The organism is Mycobacterium sp. IDUB_36, assembly GCF_055419225.1.
Map to the genome: position 1 here is coordinate 1,170,201 of NZ_JBVAXH010000001.1, position 18,501 is coordinate 1,188,701.

16 protein-coding genes are annotated in these 18,501 nt (G+C 68.8%); 7 read left to right on the forward strand and 9 right to left on the reverse strand.

Annotated features, from left to right (window positions below):
* The first annotated feature begins 52 nt into the window (after positions 1–52).
* The gene (locus ACZYW1_RS05755) at positions 53–202 is read left to right on the forward strand and encodes a hypothetical protein (RefSeq protein WP_463784018.1); all 150 of its coding nucleotides are present in this window, start codon (positions 53–55) and stop codon (positions 200–202) included.
* 84 nt (positions 203–286) lie between these two features.
* Here the strand turns inward: ACZYW1_RS05755 and ACZYW1_RS05760 are convergent, their stop codons facing one another.
* Positions 287–670 carry a hypothetical protein gene (locus ACZYW1_RS05760; protein ID WP_463784020.1) on the reverse strand — a complete coding sequence of 128 codons (384 nt, stop codon included), beginning with the start codon at positions 668–670 and terminating at the stop codon, positions 287–289.
* Between the two features lie 284 nt (positions 671–954).
* On the opposite strand from ACZYW1_RS05760, the gene ACZYW1_RS05765 reads away from it, so the two are divergent.
* The 4 genes from ACZYW1_RS05765 (at position 955) to ACZYW1_RS05780 (ending at position 7,481) form a co-directional block, all read left to right on the forward strand.
* Positions 955–1,611, forward strand: a complete 657-nt coding sequence (locus ACZYW1_RS05765; RefSeq protein WP_463784022.1) for a TetR/AcrR family transcriptional regulator — start codon at positions 955–957, stop codon at positions 1,609–1,611.
* A gap of 55 nt (positions 1,612–1,666) precedes the next feature.
* Entirely contained in the window at positions 1,667–6,223 is a 4,557-nt protein-coding gene (locus ACZYW1_RS05770) for an ATP-dependent helicase (protein WP_463787702.1), read from the forward strand.
* A gap of 3 nt (positions 6,224–6,226) precedes the next feature.
* A complete protein-coding gene (gene nei2 / locus ACZYW1_RS05775) occupies positions 6,227–6,982 on the forward strand; it encodes an endonuclease VIII Nei2 (protein WP_463784023.1) in 756 nt (251 codons plus the stop codon).
* Positions 6,983–7,154: 172 nt separating this feature from the next.
* On the forward strand, positions 7,155–7,481 hold the full coding sequence (locus ACZYW1_RS05780; RefSeq protein ID WP_463784025.1) for a DUF732 domain-containing protein: 327 nt from the start codon (positions 7,155–7,157) through the stop codon (positions 7,479–7,481).
* Positions 7,482–7,536: 55 nt separating this feature from the next.
* On the opposite strand, the gene ACZYW1_RS05785 is transcribed toward ACZYW1_RS05780, so the two are convergent.
* A complete protein-coding gene (locus tag ACZYW1_RS05785; RefSeq protein ID WP_463784026.1) occupies positions 7,537–8,742 on the reverse strand; it encodes a PPE family protein in 1,206 nt (401 codons plus the stop codon).
* 89 nt (positions 8,743–8,831) lie between these two features.
* Positions 8,832–9,944 (reverse strand): phosphate ABC transporter substrate-binding protein PstS, encoded by a 1,113-nt coding sequence (gene pstS / locus ACZYW1_RS05790; RefSeq protein ID WP_463787703.1) that lies wholly within the window; start codon positions 9,942–9,944, stop codon positions 8,832–8,834.
* 426 nt (positions 9,945–10,370) lie between these two features.
* Between pstS and ACZYW1_RS05795 the strand changes: the two genes are divergently transcribed.
* Positions 10,371–10,586, forward strand: coding sequence for a hypothetical protein (locus ACZYW1_RS05795; protein WP_463784029.1), 216 nt, complete (start codon positions 10,371–10,373; stop codon positions 10,584–10,586).
* A 2-nt stretch (positions 10,587–10,588) separates the two neighbouring features.
* Here ACZYW1_RS05795 and ACZYW1_RS05800 read toward each other — a convergent pair whose 3' ends face one another.
* From ACZYW1_RS05800 to ACZYW1_RS05810, 3 genes are all read right to left on the reverse strand, one after another.
* Positions 10,589–11,455 (reverse strand): pseudouridine synthase, encoded by an 867-nt coding sequence (locus ACZYW1_RS05800; RefSeq protein WP_463784030.1) that lies wholly within the window; start codon positions 11,453–11,455, stop codon positions 10,589–10,591.
* Between the two features lie 74 nt (positions 11,456–11,529).
* Complete coding sequence (locus ACZYW1_RS05805; RefSeq protein WP_463784032.1) at positions 11,530–13,287, reverse strand: glycerol-3-phosphate dehydrogenase/oxidase; 1,758 nt, start codon at positions 13,285–13,287, stop codon at positions 11,530–11,532.
* Between the two features lie 113 nt (positions 13,288–13,400).
* On the reverse strand, positions 13,401–14,807 hold the full coding sequence (locus tag ACZYW1_RS05810; RefSeq protein ID WP_463784033.1) for an NAD(P)H-quinone dehydrogenase: 1,407 nt from the start codon (positions 14,805–14,807) through the stop codon (positions 13,401–13,403).
* Positions 14,808–14,928: 121 nt separating this feature from the next.
* Between ACZYW1_RS05810 and ACZYW1_RS05815 the strand changes: the two genes are divergently transcribed.
* The gene (locus ACZYW1_RS05815; protein WP_463784035.1) at positions 14,929–15,408 is read left to right on the forward strand and encodes a gamma-glutamylcyclotransferase; all 480 of its coding nucleotides are present in this window, start codon (positions 14,929–14,931) and stop codon (positions 15,406–15,408) included.
* A gap of 28 nt (positions 15,409–15,436) precedes the next feature.
* On the opposite strand, the gene ACZYW1_RS05820 is transcribed toward ACZYW1_RS05815, so the two are convergent.
* From ACZYW1_RS05820 to ACZYW1_RS05830, 3 genes are read right to left on the reverse strand one after another with little or no spacing between them, the layout of a single operon-like run.
* Entirely contained in the window at positions 15,437–16,606 is a 1,170-nt protein-coding gene (locus tag ACZYW1_RS05820) for an amidohydrolase (RefSeq protein ID WP_463784037.1), read from the reverse strand.
* Positions 16,603–17,787, reverse strand: a complete 1,185-nt coding sequence (locus ACZYW1_RS05825) for a M20 family metallopeptidase (RefSeq protein ID WP_463784038.1) — start codon at positions 17,785–17,787, stop codon at positions 16,603–16,605. The genes ACZYW1_RS05820 and ACZYW1_RS05825 overlap by 4 nt, the downstream gene beginning before the upstream one ends.
* A 41-nt stretch (positions 17,788–17,828) precedes the next feature.
* Positions 17,829–18,467 (reverse strand): TIGR03086 family metal-binding protein, encoded by a 639-nt coding sequence (locus ACZYW1_RS05830; RefSeq protein WP_463784040.1) that lies wholly within the window; start codon positions 18,465–18,467, stop codon positions 17,829–17,831.
* Positions 18,468–18,501 lie beyond the last annotated feature (34 nt).

An 18,501-nucleotide genomic window follows, 5' to 3' on the forward strand; every position in this document is an offset into this window, starting at 1 on the left:
CCCTCGCGCTCGAGCTGGTTAGTCATGATCGCCGCCGGGTATTACCCGCCCCATGGATCCGAGCGAGCAAGCGGATATCCAACGCACGCGCCGAGTCCGGCGCATCGCGCTGATCTCGGTCATCACGTTGCTCATCCTGGTGTTGATCGCAGTGGGCATTTACGTCGTCGCGTTCGTGATTCTGTCACCCATGTTCGGGTGACCAGCGAACTGCTCTGCCAAATGCACGTTGTGATGAGAACCAGTACCCATTACCGGCGGCGAGCCAAACCAAAGAGCCGGCTGGCTAGCCGGCCAGCACCGGTCCGGCGATCGGCGCGCCCATGGACAGTGTGACCAGCATCAGAACCATCAGCAGCCAGCCGGCGCCCTGCCAGGCCCACCACGTTCCGTGGTCCCGCCAGACGCGGTACGTGCGCACGAACGCCCACACCCCGGCACCCAGCAGGATCACCGGACCGCCGAACGCCAGAAGGGTCAGCTGGGGAGCTCCGCAGGCGGCGGTGTCAACGGACATCGCGCCCTGGCAGGTGCTGGCCCAGAGCGCGGCGACGATAAGATAACCTACGCCGGCCAGCGCGGCCAGCACCGCGTATCGGATGGCGTGATGGACTTCGCTGTCCGCTTGCCCGAGCCGGTCGCCCGTTGAGGGGTCCTGTTGTATCTGCATCGGAGAACCTCTATCGCTGTCCCACGCGCCCACCTGCGCTACACGGATATACCCAGCGCAGAGGCGGTCATAAACCCGCCCGCCACGGGAGTTGCCGGCGTAGCCGGCCGATGAACCGGTGAGACCGCCCGATAATTCGCTGGACGGACGAACGCACTGGTAGACGGGCGACTACAACGTCGCGGCGACCGCGAATCACAGCCTGCGCTGGGCAAAAAGAAGTTTGCACGTGCTTCCCGGGCGTTGACGGCCCACGCATAGCGGCGACCAGTACCATCTGCTCTATGCGAACTCCAAGGCGCCGGTTGTCTCCGGAGGACCGCCGCGCGGAGTTGCTGGCGTTGGGCGCCGAGGTCTTCGGGCAGCGGCCGTACGACGAGGTACGCATCGACGAGATCGCCGAGCGCGCAGGTGTGTCGCGGGCGTTGATGTATCACTACTTCCCCGACAAGCGGGCGTTCTTCGCCGCCGTCGTCAAAGGACAGGCCGACCAGCTTTTCGAAACCACCAACACGCCGCCGACGCCCGGGCAGAACCTGTTCGAGGAGGTGCGGGGCGGCGTACTCGCCTACATGCAGTATCACCAGGAGCATCCCCATGCCGCCTGGGCGGCGTACGTGGGGCTCGGCCGTTCCGATCCGGTCCTGCTCGGCATCGACGACGAGGCCAAAGACCGCCAGATGGAACACATCATGAGCCGCATCGTCGAGGTCGACGGGTCGGGCGGCCAGCTCGAGCCAGACGTCGAGCGCGACCTGCGGATTGTCATCCACGGGTGGCTGGCGTTGACGTTCGAAGTCTGCCGGCAACGCATCATCCACCCGGAGACCGATGCCGGCCTGCTCAGCGACTCCTGCGCCCACTCGCTGCTCGATGCCATCACCCGGGTGAACAACATCCCCGAACAGTTGGCCAAGGCGGTAGCTCCAGACCAGCGTTGACCGGCGGCGATGCCGGTTTGTCGGACCCCGTTGTCATGATGACTGGGTGCACTCTGTGTCCGATCAGCCGCCGACGGGGGCCCTGGCGCGTTTCGGCGTCGTCACCCGCGACTGGTTCGCCGGCACGTTCGCCGCTCCCACCCCGGCCCAGGCCGACGCCTGGACCGCCATCGCCGACGGTCACAACACGTTGGTCATCGCCCCGACCGGTTCGGGTAAGACGCTGGCCGCCTTTCTGTGGGCGATCGACGCCCTGGCCGCCGCTCCCCGCAGCGAGCGCGGGGCCGGCACCCGGGTGCTCTACATCTCGCCGCTCAAGGCGCTCGCCGTCGACGTCGAGCGCAATCTGCGCACCCCGCTGGCCGGCATGGCCCGCGTCGCCGCCCAGCTCGACCTGCCCGCGCCGGAGATCACCGTCGGCCTGCGCTCCGGCGATACACCGCCCGCCCAGCGCCGGCAGCTGATCAGCAATCCGCCAGACGTACTGATCACCACACCCGAGTCGCTGTTCCTGATGTTGACCTCGGCCGCCCGGGAGACCCTTGCCGGCGTGCAGACCGTGATCGTCGACGAGGTGCACGCCATCGCCGGCACCAAACGGGGTGCGCACCTGGCGCTGTCTCTCGAGCGGCTCGACGACATGCTGCCCACACCGGCCCAACGGATCGGGTTGTCGGCGACCGTGCGCCCGGCCGAGGAGGTGGCTCGTTTCCTGTCGGGCAGCTCGCCGACCACCATCGTCTCGCCGCCGGCGGCGAAGACTTTCGAGTTGGCGGTGCAGGTGCCGATCCCCGACATGGCCAACCTCGAGAACGGCAGCATCTGGCCCGACGTCGAGGCGCAGCTGGTCGACCTGGTCGAATCGCACAATTCGACCATCGTGTTCGCCAACTCTCGGCGGCTGGCCGAACGATTGACCGCCCGGCTCAACGAGATACACGCCGAGCGAACGGGCGCCGACGGCCCGGCCGACGCAAACCCGAAAGTCGCCGGCGGCGCTCCGGCCCACGTGTTGGGTAGCGGCCAGACCTACGGCGCTCCGACGATATTGGCCCGCGCGCACCATGGCTCGGTCAGCAAGGAGCAGCGAGCCATCGTCGAAGACGACCTCAAATCCGGTCGGCTGAAAGCGGTGGTGGCGACGTCGAGCCTGGAGTTGGGTATCGACATGGGGGCCGTCGACCTGGTCATCCAGGTGGAGGCGCCACCGTCGGTGGCCAGCGGTCTGCAGCGCATCGGCCGCGCCGGACACCAGGTCGGCGAGATCTCCCGCGGCGTGCTGTTCCCCAAGCACCGCACCGACCTGATCAGCTGCGCGGTGACGGTGCAGCGCATGCTCAGCGGCCAGATCGAGTCGATGCGGGTGCCGACCAACCCGCTCGACATCCTGGCCCAGCACACCGTCGCGGCGTCGGCACTGGAACCGCTGGACGTCGACCGCTGGTTCGACTCGGTGCGGCGCAGCGCGCCGTTCGCGACGTTGCCGCACAGCGCCTTCGAGGCCACCCTCGACCTGCTGTCCGGCAAGTACCCGTCGACCGAATTCGCCGAGTTGCGGCCGCGTCTGGTGTACGACCGCGACAACGGCACCGTCACGGCCCGGCCCGGGGCGCAGCGGCTTGCCGTGACGTCCGGGGGCGCCATCCCGGACCGCGGCCTGTTCACCGTGTACCTGGCCACCGACTCCGAAACCCCCTCCCGGGTCGGCGAACTCGACGAGGAGATGGTCTACGAATCCCGGCCGGGCGATGTCATCGCGCTGGGCGCGACCAGCTGGCGGATCACCGAGATCACGCACGACCGGGTGCTGGTCATACCGGCCCCCGGTGAGCCGGCCCGGCTGCCGTTCTGGCGCGGCGACGATTCCGGGCGGCCCGCGGAGCTCGGCCGCGCTGTCGGTGCGTTCACCGGAGAGTTGGCCGCGCTCGACCGCGGGCCGTTCGAAAGCCGTTGCGCCGAGCTGGGATTCAACTCCTATGCCACCGAAAACCTGTGGCGGCTGCTGGACGACCAGCGCACCGCCACCGCCGTGGTGCCCACCGACGCCACCCTGCTGGTCGAGCGGTTCCGTGACGAGCTCGGCGACTGGCGGGTGATCCTGCACTCCCCCTACGGACTGCGGGTACACGGCCCGCTGGCCCTGGCGGTGAGCCGGCGGTTGCGCGAGCGCTACGGCATCGACGAGAAGCCGACCGCCTCCGACGACGGCATCGTGGTGCGGTTGCCCGACACCGTCTCCGAGTCCGGCGCCGACGCACCGCCGGGTGCTGAGCTGTTCGTCTTCGACGCCGACGAGATCGACCCGATCGTCACCGCCGAGGTCGGCGGCTCGGCGTTGTTCGCCTCCCGGTTCCGCGAATGCGCCGCGCGCGCACTGCTGCTGCCGCGCCGCCACCCCGGCAAGCGGTCGCCGCTGTGGCATCAGCGTCAGCGTGCCGCCCAACTGCTCGACGTCGCGCGCAAGTACCCGGACTTCCCGATCGTGCTGGAGACCGTCCGCGAGTGCCTGCAGGACGTCTACGACGTGCCGACTCTGGCCGGGCTGATGAACGACATCGCCGCCCGCAAGATCCGCCTGGTGGAGACCGAGACCGCGACCCCCTCACCCTTCGCGGTTTCGCTGCTGTTCGGTTACGTCGGGGCGTTCATGTACGAGGGCGACAGCCCGCTGGCCGAGCGCCGCGCGGCGGCGCTGTCGCTGGACCCCACCCTGCTGGCCGAATTGCTGGGCCGGGTCGAGCTGCGCGAACTGCTGGATCCCGACGTCGTCGCGGGCACCGGCCGCCAGCTGCAGCATCTGTCACCCGATCGGGCGGCCCGCGACGCCGAGGCGGTCGCCGACCTGCTGCGGCTGCTCGGCCCGCTGACCGCCGACGAAGTGGCCGCCCGATCCGGCGGTGCCGACGTCGGCGGCTGGCTGGAGGCGCTGTACGCGGCCAAACGCGCGCTGCCGGTGTCCTTCGCCGGCGGCAGTTGGTGGGTGGCCATCGAGGACATCGGCCGGTTGCGCGACGGCGTCGGAGTGGCGGTGCCGGTCGGCGTGCCGGCCAGCTTCACCGAGACGGTCGCCGACCCGCTGGGTGAGCTGCTGAGCCGCTACGCGCGCACCCGGGCGCCGTTCACCACGGCCGACGTGGCGGCTCGATTCGGGCTCGGGCTCCGGGTGGCCGCCGACGTGCTGGGCCGACTGGCCGCCGACGGGAAACTGGTCCGCGGCGAGTTCTCCACCGATGCCGTCGGCGACCAGTGGTGCGACGCAGACGTGTTGCGGATTCTGCGGCGTCGCTCGCTGGCTGCGCTGCGCGCCCAGGTGGAGCCGGTCAGCACCGGCGCCTACGCGCGGTTCCTGCCGGCCTGGCAGGGCGTCGGCGCCGGGTCGGCGTCCAACTCCGGGCTCGACGGGCTGCTGGGGGTGATCGACCAGCTGGCCGGGGTGCCGTTGCCGGCCTCGGCGATCGAATCGCTGGTGTTGGCGCCGCGGGTGCGCGGCTACTCCCCGTCGCTGCTCGACGAGTTACTCGCCTCCGGGGAGGTGATGTGGTCGGGCGCGGGTTCGATCTCCGGCAGCGACGGCTGGGTCGCGTTCCACGCCGCCGACACCGCTCCCCTGACGCTGACCGCCGGATCGGAGATCGAGTTCACCGCGACCCATCGCGCGGTCCTGGACATGCTGTCCGGCGGCGGCGCGTTCTTCTTCCGCCAGCTGGGCCAGGACGGTGTCGGCGAAGCCGAGCTGAGGTCTGCTTTGTGGGAGCTGATCTGGGCCGGCTGGGTCACCGGGGACACGTTCGCGCCGGTGCGCGCAATGCTGTCGGGCGGACCGGGTCGGAAGCGTTCCGCGCCGGCACACCGGCAGGGGCGCACCAAGCGGCCACCGCGGCTGAGTCGGTACAGCGTCGCGCACGCCCAGGCGCGCGCCTCCGACCCGACCGTCGCCGGGCGGTGGTCGGCGCTGCCCGCAGCCGAGCCCGACTCCACCACCCGCGCCCACCATCAGGCGGAGTTGCTGTTGAGCCGGCACGGGGTGCTGACCAGGGGTGCCGTCGGCGCCGAAGGCGTTCCCGGCGGCTTCGCCATGCTCTACAAGGTGCTGACCGCGTTCGAGGACGCCGGCCGATGCCAGCGCGGTTACTTCGTCGAATCCTTGGGCGGCGCCCAATTCGCGGTCGCCTCCACCGTCGACCGGTTGCGCAGCTACCTCGACGGCGTCGATCCCGAACGACCCGACTACCGGGCGGTCGTGCTGGCCGCCGCCGACCCGGCCAACCCCTACGGCGCGGCACTGCCCTGGCCGCAGCGATCGAGCGAGGACGGCGCCGCCCGGCCGGGCCGTAAGGCGGGCGCGCTGGTGGTGCTGGTCGACGGCGAACTCGTGTGGTTCCTCGAACGCGGCGGGAAGTCGTTGCTGAGCTTCGCCGACGACGTCCCGGAGGCCAACCACTCCGCCGCGGTGGCGCTTGCCGAACTGGTCGCCGCCGGACAGGTCAATTCGATTCTCATCGAGCGGATCAACAGTGCACCGGTGTTGGCGCCGGAGGTGCCCGGCACCGTGGCCACCGCCCTGACCGACGCCGGATTTGCCCGGACCCCACGCGGCCTGCGGCTGCGATAGCCCATGCCCGAGGGTGACACCGTGTACCGGACTGCCGAGAAGCTGCGCAAAGCGCTGGTCGGCCACCCGCTGACGCGCTGCGATGTGCGGGTACCCCGCTATGCCACAGTCGATCTGAGCGGCCATGTGGTCGACGAAGTACGCAGCCGCGGTAAGCACCTGTTCATCCGCGTGGGGCCGGCCAGCATCCACTCGCATCTGAAGATGGACGGCAGCTGGAGGATCACGCCGCCGAGTGGACGCGTCGACTATCGGGTTCGGATTCTTCTCGAAGCCAACGATATTCGGGCGCTCGGTATCGACCTGGGCGTACTGCAGATCCTCGAACGCGACCGCGACGACGAGGTCGTCGACCATCTGGGGCCCGATCTGCTCGGTACGGACTGGGACGCAGAAGTGGCGGCCGGCAATCTGATCGCCGACCCGGATCGCCGGATCGCCGAAGCGCTGCTCGACCAGCGGGTGATGGCCGGCATCGGCAACGTCTTCTGCAACGAGTTGTGTTTTGTCAGTGGCCACCTACCCACCGCCCCGGTGAGCACGATCGCCGACCCGCTGCGTCTCGCCATCCGGGCTCGCGACATGTTGTGGGTCAACCGGTTACGCAAGAATCGGTGCATCACCGGTGACGATCGTCCCGGTCGCCGATACTGGGTGTACGGACGCAAAGGCGAACGTTGCCTTCGCTGTGGGACGCCGATCAACTTCGACGACAGCGGCGAGCGGGTAGCGTACTGGTGCCATGCCTGCCAACGCTGAATGCCCAGGGCATGTCCATTCGGTGAACGATCCAGGTTGCCCGCCCCGGCCACAGTGCGCGCTTCAAAAGTCTGGGTGCGGCATGCAATGATCGCTGTCGGCGACTTTGCTCGCTGCGGCAATACTCGCGATTTCTGCTCAGCGGACCGGACGAGAAAGGACGACCTCCCGAGTGCGCCTGCTCAAGCCTGTGCGATCGACCGGCCTGGTCCTGGCGTTGGTGTCGCTCAGCCTCCTGGTGATCACCCCGTCCAGCGCAAACGCCGATTCGGTCGACGCGAGTTTCCTGAATGCGTTGCAGTCCAAGCAGATCAAATTCGCGTCCGGACAGGCCGCCGTGATCGCCGGCCATCAGGTCTGCGACGCCCTCGACGGTGGTCGGCCGTCGGGCGATGTGGCCAACGACGTGATGCAGCAGAGCGGTCTGGACGGCTACCACGCCGGCTTCTTCGTCGGTGTCAGCATCGCCGCGTTCTGCCCTCGACACACCGGAGCCTGACGCCGAACTAGCGGCTTCTGTTCTGCTGCAAACGCGTTCGCGATGCTGCTGAGACTCAACCCGCCGACGGCGGCGGTTTCATCACGTTGCCTTTGAGCTCAGCGCCGATCGAAATGTCCTCGTACTTCTGCGACTTGCGCTTGCGCCACCCGCTGCCGGGCGAGATCGGCGGTGCCATCAGTGGCGGCATCATCGGCATACCCGCGGCCTCACCCGCACCGAGCGGCGTTGCGGCCGAAGCGAGTTGGACCGGCGCTTGCGACGTCGCCAGCAGCGTTCCGGCGCCCGGTGGCGCCATCAGACCGCCCATCGGCACTCCCACACCGGTGGCCGCAGCGGTCGAAGGGGCCGAAAGCCCAGCGGCACCCAGCGCTCCGAGCCCTCCCCCGCCACCGAGGGCTCCCAGTGCGCCGGCAGCGCCGCCGCCGAGGTTGGCCGCAGCACCGCCCAGCGCCTCTTCACCCTCCGAGACACCCTGACCGACCTGGGCACTCACGCCCTGCAACGCCTGGGCTGACTGGCTCTGGGCCAGGTAGCTGAGCAGGTTGATCGGGAAGCCGGACGAGACGAACTGGTTGGCGTAGGTGTTTGCCAGACCGACGTAACCCGCGTTCGGGTCGCCGGCGACCGGGAGCGCATCGGCCGGCGCGGCGGCGGCTGCGGCTTTGGCCGCGGTCGAGGTCCCCGAGTTGGCGGCCGCGGCGGTCTGGGCGTTGGCCTGCGTGGCCTGCGCCGACGGGTTCGTGGTCGACGCCGGCGAGGTGAACTGGGGCAAGGTGGTGGCCTGCGCCGAAGCGGCCTGGTAGCGCGTCATCGCCGCCGCGTTGTTCGCCCACATCTGCTGGTAGTCGGCCTCGGTCGCGGCGATCGCCGGCATGTTCCGGCCGAAGATGTTGGTGGCCAGCAGCTGCGCCAGCCGCGTCCGGTTGGCCAGTACCTGCGCGGTCGGTGTCACCGATGCGCTCGCGGAATTGAACGCGGCCGCCGCCGCCTGAGCCGACCCGGCGACCTGCTGAGCCTGCTGGGAGGTGGTGCGAAGCCAGGCCAGGTACGGCGCGGCCGACTGGAACATCGCCGTCGACGACGGGCCCTGCCAGGTATCGGCCATCGACGCCATCGCGGCCGCGTAGTTGTCCGCGGCCTCTTCCAGGTCGGCGCCGAGTTGACGCCACCCGGCCGCGGCGTCAGCCAGCGATTCCGAACCGGGGCCGGAATGGATCAGCGCCGAGATCACTTCGGGCGGCAGCGTCGTGAAATCCATGATTCGAAAGACTTACTACCCTGGGCAAACGCTGGAAACAGCGGGTTGACTACGGCGCAAAATACTTTCGAACATTGAACCTCGCCGCCTTAGGAAATCGCGTTGATGGAGTTCAGCAGCCGCGGCTTGAACTCGTCGGGAATCGGGATGTAACCGGCCGCTACCAAACCCTTCTGACCTGGACCGATAGAACTCTGCAGGAAGGCCCGCACTGCCTCGCCCACCTTGGGATCGGCGTACTTGGAGCACACGATCTCGTAGGTCGCCAGCACGATCGGGTACGCACCCGGTTGATTCGGCCGGTAGAACGAGATCGTGTCGAGGGCCAGATCGTCGCCCTTCTTGATGAACCACGCCGTGGAAATCGTCTTGCCCACCGAATCCGGGCTGATGCTGACCGGGTCGGGGCCGGCCGAGGTGATGATGCTGGCGGCGTTCAAGTGCTGCGACTGGGCGAACGACCAAGCGAGATAGGTGACCGAGCCTTCGGTGTTCTTCACCTTCTCGGCGGCGCCGTCATTGCCGACAGCACCCTCGCCGACACCCCCGTTGAACTTTCGCCCGGCCGGAAATCCCCAGGTGCCACGGGAAGCGGTGTCGAGGTAACGCTGGAAATTGTCCGTCGTCCCGGACTCGTCTTCGCGGAATACGACGTGGATCGGCTCGTTGGGCAGCTTCACCCCCAGGTTCTGCAGCTGAATTGCGCCGTCGTTCCACATGTTGATCTGGCCGTTGAAGATCTGGGCCGCGGTCAGGCCGTCGAGGTTCAACGACGACACCCCGTTGACGTTGAACGCGATCGCGATCGGGCTGATGACCATGGGCAGGTTCCAGGTGGGCGACCCGCAGCGCTGCTGGGCCCGGTCGTACTCCGCTCGGGTGAGCACCGAGTCGGACCCGGCGAAATCGTTCTGACTCTCCAGGAACTCGTTGATGCCGGCAGTGGAATCGTCGGCGGCGTAGTCCAGCGACTGCCCCGGGCAGGCCTGCGCGAAGGCCTTGACGAACTCGGCCATCGCGTTCTTCTGGGCGGTGGAACCGCTGGCTTTCAGCGCCGGCTTGCCGCCGCAGGTCACCTTGACCGGGGGCGCGGTCGTGCTCGTATCGCCGCCGGCGGCATTGTGGTGACTACCGCACGCCGACAAGACCAGCATGCCGGCCGCCACAACGCTCAGTGCGGCGCTAAATCGGTTGAGCTTCAATCCAATTCCTTCGGATGGTCTTCTGGATTTGATCGCACCGACGATGTGCACGCCACGCTGCCGTGTCGCTCGCATCCATGGGGCATGGTAACAACATTCGCGGGCCGTCATTTGTGGCCGGCTTTTGCCAAACGGGCGGGTTTGACGATTTCAGCCGCCGTTTGCCGCCCGTTCACGATTCATCCGGATGACGCCCGAAGGAACGCACCGCAAAGATTCATCCGTTGTTGACGTGTGCCGCCGACGCCGAAATACGTCCAGCGATTACCATGGAATATCAATAGGCGACATTCCGTTGCAGCTCAGGTGACCTGCGTCGCACAACCCATATGCAATGGGCTTCATCACAAAAACCGAATTATTTGAGCCAATGTCGGCTCCCCAAACGTTTACGAATTGCCCGCCACTTACTAAAGGACGGACCTAGTGGAAACTCTTCAAGACTTTGTCAGCGCACGCTTCGCCGAACTGACCGCAGCAACCGGTCTGACCGATTGGGCGCGCCAGGCGCTCAACGCGGTCACCTCGGCCGCTTCGTCGGTTCGCGGCACCCCCGCCGCTGCCGCCGTGACGGCACGACCCGGCCACATCTTCGTCGGCCACGACCTACCGCTGATCAGCCCCGGCGTCGAGCGGTGCTGAGGTCACGCCGGTAACCGCCGTCGGCTGACGAATTCGCGCTGGATGCCGCTGCGCGGGTCGTCGAATGCGATCCGCTGCGCCAACAGCTGTAGCGGCGTGCCGAAATCGTCGGGCGGCACATCGATCACGTCGGGATACAGCGGATCTCCATAGATCGGGACGCCGAGCGATGCCATGTGCACCCGAAGCTGGTGGGTGCGACCGGTACGCGGCGTCAGCCGGTACAACCCGTCCGCGGACAACAGCTCCACCAGCGTTTCGGCGTTCGCCTCGCCCGACTCCTCGACCGCCTGTAAATGGCCGCGCCGCTTGATGATTCGACTCCGTACTACCTGCGGCAGCCCGATACCGGGGTCCACCGCAGCCCTGGCCAGATAGGTCTTGCGCACCGCACCACGGGCGAACAGCGTCTGATACGCCCCGCGGACCTCGCGTCGCGTCGTGAACAACAGCACCCCGGCGGTCAGCCGGTCCAGCCGGTGCGCCGGGCTCAGCTCGTCGATTCCGAGTTGCCGGCGCAACCGCACCAGCGCCGTCTGCGCGACGTGTCGGCCACGCGGCATGGTGGCCAAGAAGTGCGGCTTGTCGGCGACCACGATGTCCTCGTCCTGGTAGAGCACCGGGATGTCGAATGGAACCTCGACCTCGTCGCGAAGGTCGCGGTAGAGGTACACCACCGCGCCGGTCGGCAACATCGTCGTCTCGTCGACGACCGAGCCGTCCGCGCACAACACTTCGCCGGCAAGCACTTTGACTCGGGCTGGTGCCCCGAATCGCTCGTCCAGCTCGTCGATCACCGATCCGCCGCGCAACCGCAGCTGCGCCGGTCCCAACCCCTCGCGCACCGGCAGCGGGATGGGGCGGCGCATGGGGCTCCTGACAACGACGACGGTTGGCCCACAAGCCTATCCGTTGCGCACGCGCCAGCAGACCGGCCGACGGCTCAGTTCAGCGGCACCGGCTCGAGGATCTCGGCGCGGGCTTCCGGTGCACTGGCCCGCAGCGCGTCGGCCGACTCGTCGTCGGGCTGGGTCTGGGACAACACCTCGGCCTCGACCCGGGCGATGTACGTCTCGACCTCCCGGTCGATGTCGGCATCCGACCAGCCCAGGATCGGTGCGGCGATGTCGGCCACCTCGCGGGCACAGTCGACGCCGCGGTGGGAGTACTCGATGGCGATGCGGGTCCGCCGGGCCAGGATGTCCTCCAGGTGCAGTGCGCCCTCGGCGGCGACCGCGTAAGCCACCTCGACCCGCAGGTAGCCCGGTGCGGCGGCGATCGGGTTCAGCAGGTCGCGCTGCCCGGCCGCCATGGCCAGCACCTCGTCGATCAACGACCCGTAGCGGTCCAGCAGATGCCGCACACGATAGGAATGCAGGCCCTCCATCGCGCCGACGTGCTCGGTCTGGTTGATCAGAGCGAAGTAGCCGTCGGCTCCCAGCAACGGCACCTTCTCGGTGATCGACTGCGCGATTCGTGCTGGAACGTATTGCGCCGCAGCGTCGATGGCGTCGGCGGCCATCACCCGATAGGTGGTGTACTTGCCGCCCGCGATGGCCACCAGCCCGGGGGCCGGCACCGCGACCGCGTGCTCCCGGGACAGCTTGGACGTCTCTTCGCTCTCCCCCGCCAGCAGCGGCCGCAGCCCGGCGTAGACGCCGTCGATGTCGTTGTGGCTCAACGGAGTTGCCAGCACACTGTTGACGGTGCCCAGGATGTAGTCGATGTCGATCTTGGTGGCGGCCGGATGTGCCAGGTCGAGATTCCAGTCCGTGTCGGTGGTTCCGATGATCCAGTGACTGCCCCACGGAATCACGAACATCACCGACTTCTCGGTCCGCAGGATGATCGCGACATCGCTGACGATCCGGTCCCGGGGGACGACGATGTGCACGCCCTTGGAGGCCCGCACCCGAAAACGTCCGCGCTGCTTGGACAATGCCTGGATCTCGTCGGTCCACACCCCGGTCGCGTTCACCACGACGTGTCCACGCACGTCGGTCACCGCGCCGTCTTCGGAGTCGCGCACCCGCACGCCGGTGACCCGGTCACCCTCGCGACGCAGCGACACCACCTGCGTCGACGACCGCACCACAGCACCGTAGTGCGCAGCGGTGCGCACCACCGTCAGGGTGTGCCGGGCGTCGTCGACAACCGTGTCGTAGTAGCGGATTCCGCCGATCAGGGCGCTGCGCTTGAGCCCCGGCGACAACCGCAACGCCCCGGCCCGGGTCAGATGCTTTTGTGCGGGAACCGATTTCGCGCCACCGAGCTGGTCGTAGAGCAGCAGGCCGGCGGCGGTGTACGGACGCTCCCACCACCGCTTGGTCAACGGGTAGAGGAACGGCAGCGGCTTGACCAGATGCGGCGCCAGCGTCGTCAGCGACAACTCACGTTCGTAGAGGGCTTCGCGGACCAGGCCGAATTCGAGCTGTTCGAGGTAGCGCAGCCCGCCGTGGAACATCTTCGACGACCGGCTCGAGGTACCCGAGGCGAAGTCGCGGGCCTCGACCAGGGCGACCTTCAGCCCGCGGGTGGCGGCGTCCAGCGCGGCGCCGGAGCCGACAACCCCGCCGCCGATAACGACGACGTCGAACTGTTCGCTGCCGAGCCGGTCCCAGGCGGACGCGCGTTGTTCGGCCCCCAGGAACGAACTCGGCCTGCTCTGCTCGCTGGCCGGGACGCGAATCGGGTCGCTCACGGCACGGTCTCCTGTCGGTTACTCGTCAGTAGCTTCTTGCTTCCCAGGCTACCTGGGCCATCGCCGAACTCCTCGGCATCGCTACGCTCCGCGTCGTCGCGTCGGCAGGGCGGTCAATCCAGGTCATCGTGCGCCATCAGGCGCCGGGCCGCCTCGGTGATCGAGCCGGACAGCGACGGGTAGACGCTCAGAGTCTGGGCCAGGTGGTTCACCGTCAGCCGGGTCTGTACCGCCATCGCGATCGGCAGGATCAGTTCCGACGCGATCGGTGCCACCACCACACCGCCGATCACCACACCGGTGGCCGGGCGGCAGAACAGCTTGACGAATCCGTGCCGCAGGCCGGACATCTTGGCCCGCGCGTTCGTCCGCAGCGGCAGCATGATGGTGCGCGCCTGCACCGATCCGTCGTCGATGGCCGACTGCGGGACGCCGACGGCGGCGAGTTCGGGCCGGGTGAACACCGCGGCGGCGACCGTGCGGAGCCGGATCGGGGTGACGGCCTCACCGAGGGCGTGCCACATCGCGATCCGGCCCTGCATCGCCGCGACCGAGGCCAGCGGCAGCAGGCCGGTGCAGTCGCCGGCGGCGTAGATGTTGGACACCGAGGTCCGCGAGACCCGGTCGACGGTCAGGTAGTTGCCGCGCCCGAGTTCGATGCCGACCCGGTCCAGACCCAGGCCGTTGGTGTTGGGCACCGAGCCGATCGTCATCAGCGCGTGGCTGCCTTCGACGGTCCGGCCGTCGGCCAGGGTGACCAGCACCCCGTCGTCGGTCCGGGTCACCGAGTCGGCGCGGGCGTTCTTGACCAGCTCGACACCGCGCTCGGAGAAGATCCGCTCGAGTACCGCGGCGGCGTCGGCGTCTTCGTAGGGCAGGATCTGGTCGCGGCTGGCGACCACCGTCACGTCGACGCCCAGCTCGGTGTAGGCGTGCACGAATTCGGCGCCGGTGACTCCGGAGCCGACCACGATCAGATGCTCGGGCAGCGCCTGCAGGTCATAGAGCTGCCGCCACGTCAGGATGCGTTCGCCGTCGGGCCGCGCGGTCGGCAACTCCCGGGGGCTGGCGCCGGTGGCGATCAGCACCACGTCGGCGTCGTAGACGGAGGTCGTGCCGTCCGGGCCGGTGGCCTGGACCCGGTGGGCCGCCAGTCCGCGGCTCGTGTCGACCAGCTCGCCCTTGCCGTGGACGACCTCGACGCCGGCGCTGAGCAGCTGCGCCTTGACGTCCTGCGACTGGTCGGCAGCCAGCCGCTTGACCCGCTGGTGGATCTCGGGCAACGAGATCTTGGCGGCCTCGATGTCGATGTCGAAGCCCAGATGCGGACCGCGCCGCAGTTCGGTGCGCACCCCGGTCGAGGCGATGAAGGTCTTCGACGGCACGCAGTCGAACAGCACCGCCGCGCCGCCGATACCGTCGGAGTCGATGACGGTCACCCGGGCGTCGCGCGCGGCCGCGACCAGCGCCGCCTCGTAACCGGCCGGCCCTCCCCCGATGATCACGATGCGGGTTGCCACGTCCCTCAAACTAGCCTGGCGACGATGCAACCGCGCGTCGGCTGAGGAGGAGCAGGGTAATCGAGCCGCGCGAACCTTGCGGGTATGCGCCGTGCGTGCGGAGGCCGTTTAAGATTTCCCCGTGCCGATATACGCCGCTTACGGCTCGAACATGCATCCCGAGCAAATGCAGCAGCGTGCACCCCACTCGCCGATGGCCGGCACCGGCTGGCTGCACGGCTGGCGGCTGACGTTCGGCGGCGAGGACATCGGCTGGGAGGGTGCGCTGGCCACCGTCGTCGAGGACCCGACGTCGAAGGTCTTCGTCGTGCTCTACGACATGACCACCGCCGACGAGAACACCCTCGATCGCTGGGAAGGCTCCGAGCTCGGCATCCACAAGAAGATCCGCTGCCGGGTGGAACGCCTGTCCTCGGACACGACGACCGACCCGGTGCTGGCGTGGCTCTACGTGGTGGACGCGTGGGAAGGCGGTCTGCCGTCGGCGCGCTACATCGGGGTGATGGCAGACGCCGCTGAAATCGCCGGTGCGCCAAGCGATTACGTGCACAAGATCCGCACCTGCCCGGCCCGCAACGTGGGGCCGGGGCACGGCGGCTAGCGCCGGGGTTCGGCAAGCCTGCGAGCGGTCAGCCCAGCGCTGCGGCCTGCTCGACGATGTTGACCATCAGCCGCAGCCCGATGCCCAGGGCACGCTCGTCGAGGTCGAACGTCGGCTGGTGCAGGTCCAGTTGCGGACCGTGCCCCGACCACACACCGAGCCGGGCCATGGCGCCGGGCACCTCCTCGAGGTACCAGGAGAAGTCTTCCCCGCCGCCGGACTGCTTGGTGTCGGCCAGCGCGTCGGGGCCCAGGGCCTCGATGGCGTGGGTCAGGATGCGTGTCGAGACCTCTTCGTTGACCACCGGCGGCACGCCGCGGTTGTACTGCACGGAGTGCTCGATGTGCAACGGCGCCAGTAGGGCCGTCACGGTCTCCCGGAAAATCGCCTCCATGCCCAGCCAGGCCTCGCGGCTGGCGGTACGGATCGTGCCGGCCAGCGTTCCGGATTGCGGGATCGCGTTGGCGGCCACGCCGGCGTTGACCGCGCCCCACACCATGACGGTGCTGTGGCGCGGGTCGATGCGGCGCGACAACACCCCGGGAACCCCGGTGATCAGCGTGCCGAGGCCGTAGACCAGGTCACCGGTCAGGTGCGGCCGCGAGGTGTGCCCGCCCGGCGATGACAACGTGATCTCGACCATGTCGGCCGCCGAGGTGATCGGGCCCGGCTTCACCGCGATGCTGCCGACCGCCAGCCGCGGATCGCAGTGCAGCGCGAAGATCCGGCTGACCCCGTTCATCGCGCCCGCGGCGATGGTGTCGATCGCACCGCCCGGCATCAGCTCCTCGGCGGGCTGGAAGATCAGCCGGATCCCGATCGGCAGTTCCGGCGCCTGGGCCAGCGCCAGCGCGGTGCCCAGCAGGATCGCGGTGTGCCCGTCATGGCCGCAGGCATGCGCGGCGTTGGGCATCGTGGAGGCATAGGCGGCGCCGGTTCGCTCGGCCATCGGCAGCGCGTCCATGTCGGCGCGCAGCGCGACCCGCGGCTCGCCGTCGCCCAGATCGCACGTCAGCCCGGTCCCGCCAGGCAGCACCTTCGGGTTGAGCCCGGCACCGGCAAGCCGCTCGGCGACGAACTGCGTGGTCGCGAATTCCTGACGGCCGAGCTCCGGGTAGCGGTGGATGTGCCGCCGCCAGCCGATCAGGTCGTCGTGGTGCTCCCCCAGCCACCGGGCCGCGATGTCGGAGAGACTCATGACGCCGCCCGCTGGGCGTGCGCGGCCAGCACCCGGTCGCGTTGCTCGGCCGACTCGGCCAGCCGAACCACCGAGCGCGCCAACATGATTGCGCCGTCGAGCACCGCCTTGTCGGCCGACGGCCCGGCGGCGGCGGCGGCAAAATCAGGCTGATGCAAAGACGCCCCACCGGCCTCGACCGCGACCATCGGATGGATGCCGGGCAGCAGCTGGGTGACATTGCCCATGTCGGTGCTGCCCAGCGGAAGCGCCGCCTCCAGCGCCGCGTCGACCGGCGAACGGCCGAGCCGAGTCATCTCGGCGCGGACGGTGTCGGCCAGCCACGGGTCGGGCTTGAGCGCGTCGTACATCGGCTCGGTGTGCTCGACGTGGAAGTCGCAGCCGGTGGCCACCGCCCCGGCCAGAAAGCAGTCACCCACTTTGGCTTCCAGGTCGGCCAGCGACGAGGCATCGGTGGCCCGCATCGTGTACTGCAGTTCGGTCCGGCCGGGGATGACGTTGGCGACGTGTCCCCCTTTGGTGACGATGCCGTGCACCTGCTGGCCCGGCGCCAGTTGCTGGCGCAGCAACCCGATCGCCACCTGTGCGACGGTGACCGCATCGGCGGCGTTGATGCCCAGATACGGCGCGGCGGATGCGTGAGATTCCTTGCCGCGGTAGGCCACCCGGACCGCGGACAGCGTCAGCGAGCGGGCGGCGGCGATATCCACCGGCCCGGGATGCACCATCACCGACACTGCCACATCGTCGAACACGCCGGCGTCGAGCAGCAACACCTTTCCGCCGCCGAACTCCTCGGCGGGGGTGCCCAGCAACGAGACCCGCAGGCCTAACTCGTCGGCGACATCGGCCAAGGCCAGCGCCGCCCCCACCGCCGATGCGGCAATGATGTTGTGGCCGCAGGCGTGGCCGATCTCGGGCAGGGCGTCGTATTCGGCGCACACGCAGACGGTCAGCGGCCCGCTGCCGTAGTCGGCGCGAAATGCGGTGTCCAGGCCACCGGCCGCCGGGGTGAGCTCGAAACCGCGCTCGGCGACCAAGGTCTGCACCTTGGCGCAGCTGCGGTATTCGGCGAACGCCAGCTCCGGCTCGGCGTGAATCGCGTGCGAGAGCTCGACGAGCTCGGTGCCGCGACGCTGCACCGTGTCATCGACGCGATCCAGCGCGGGGGTCGAGGCCATCGACGCAGTATCTCACCGCCGCTCGAAGCCAGGCACAACGACTAGTGGTGACCACCCGCCACGACCGGCGGCTGCCACTGCGGCGAACGGCCGAGGTGCGCCAGGATGCGGTCGAGGTCGTCCGCCGGCCCGGACGACGGGATCGCCGGGCCAAAGGGCGCGTTGTCGTCGGCGCGGAAGTCACCGTCGGGCACGAAGAGCGCCAGCGGCACCGCTGCCGCCACCACGTCGGCCGGCAGTTCGTAGCGGCGGCCCAGGCTGCGGGCCACGTCCCAGCCGTGCACGACGTAATCGATGTAGTGGAAGCCGACCGCCATCTCCCCCGGGAAGGCCGCGTCGCCGCCCAATTCCGGCAGCACGAACGACGCTTCCAGCACGCCTGCACCGGCGAACGCCTCGATCACGTCGGCAGCGGCCGCGGCGTACGTCCCGGCGGGGTCCGCCGCGACGGCAGTCGTGACGGTGTCGACGTTCCATACCGACGGATCAGCGCCCAGGCCGCGGGCCGCAGCGGCGAAGCCGCGGTGCTGGACGGTCATGTGCGCCAGCAGGTCGCCGAGGTTCCAGCCGACGCAAGGCGTCGCAATGGACAGGTCGTCGGCACGGACGCCTGCGACCACGTCCACCGAGGCCTGCACGGCGATCCGGTGAAAGGGTCGAAGGTCGTTAATAGTAGGCATTCGCATATCGTATGCAGATGCATACGATATGTCC

Bases quoted from the DNA above. Each gene is read 5' to 3' on its own strand.
- ACZYW1_RS05800 (WP_463784030.1), bottom strand. From the start codon at position 11,455: ATGCGCCGCCCCATCCCGCTGCCGGTGCGCGAGGGGTTGGGACCGGCG.
- ACZYW1_RS05755 (WP_463784018.1), top strand. From the start codon at position 53: ATGGATCCGAGCGAGCAAGCGGATATCCAACGCACGCGCCGAGTCCGG.
- ACZYW1_RS05760 (WP_463784020.1), bottom strand. From the start codon at position 670: ATGCAGATACAACAGGACCCCTCAACGGGCGACCGGCTCGGGCAAGCG.
- ACZYW1_RS05785 (WP_463784026.1), bottom strand. From the start codon at position 8,742: ATGGATTTCACGACGCTGCCGCCCGAAGTGATCTCGGCGCTGATCCAT.
- ACZYW1_RS05820 (WP_463784037.1), bottom strand. From the start codon at position 16,606: ATGAGTCTCTCCGACATCGCGGCCCGGTGGCTGGGGGAGCACCACGAC.
- ACZYW1_RS05765 (WP_463784022.1), top strand. From the start codon at position 955: ATGCGAACTCCAAGGCGCCGGTTGTCTCCGGAGGACCGCCGCGCGGAG.
- ACZYW1_RS05830 (WP_463784040.1), bottom strand. From the start codon at position 18,467: ATGCCTACTATTAACGACCTTCGACCCTTTCACCGGATCGCCGTGCAG.
- ACZYW1_RS05825 (WP_463784038.1), bottom strand. From the start codon at position 17,787: ATGGCCTCGACCCCCGCGCTGGATCGCGTCGATGACACGGTGCAGCGT.
- nei2 (WP_463784023.1), top strand. From the start codon at position 6,227: ATGCCCGAGGGTGACACCGTGTACCGGACTGCCGAGAAGCTGCGCAAA.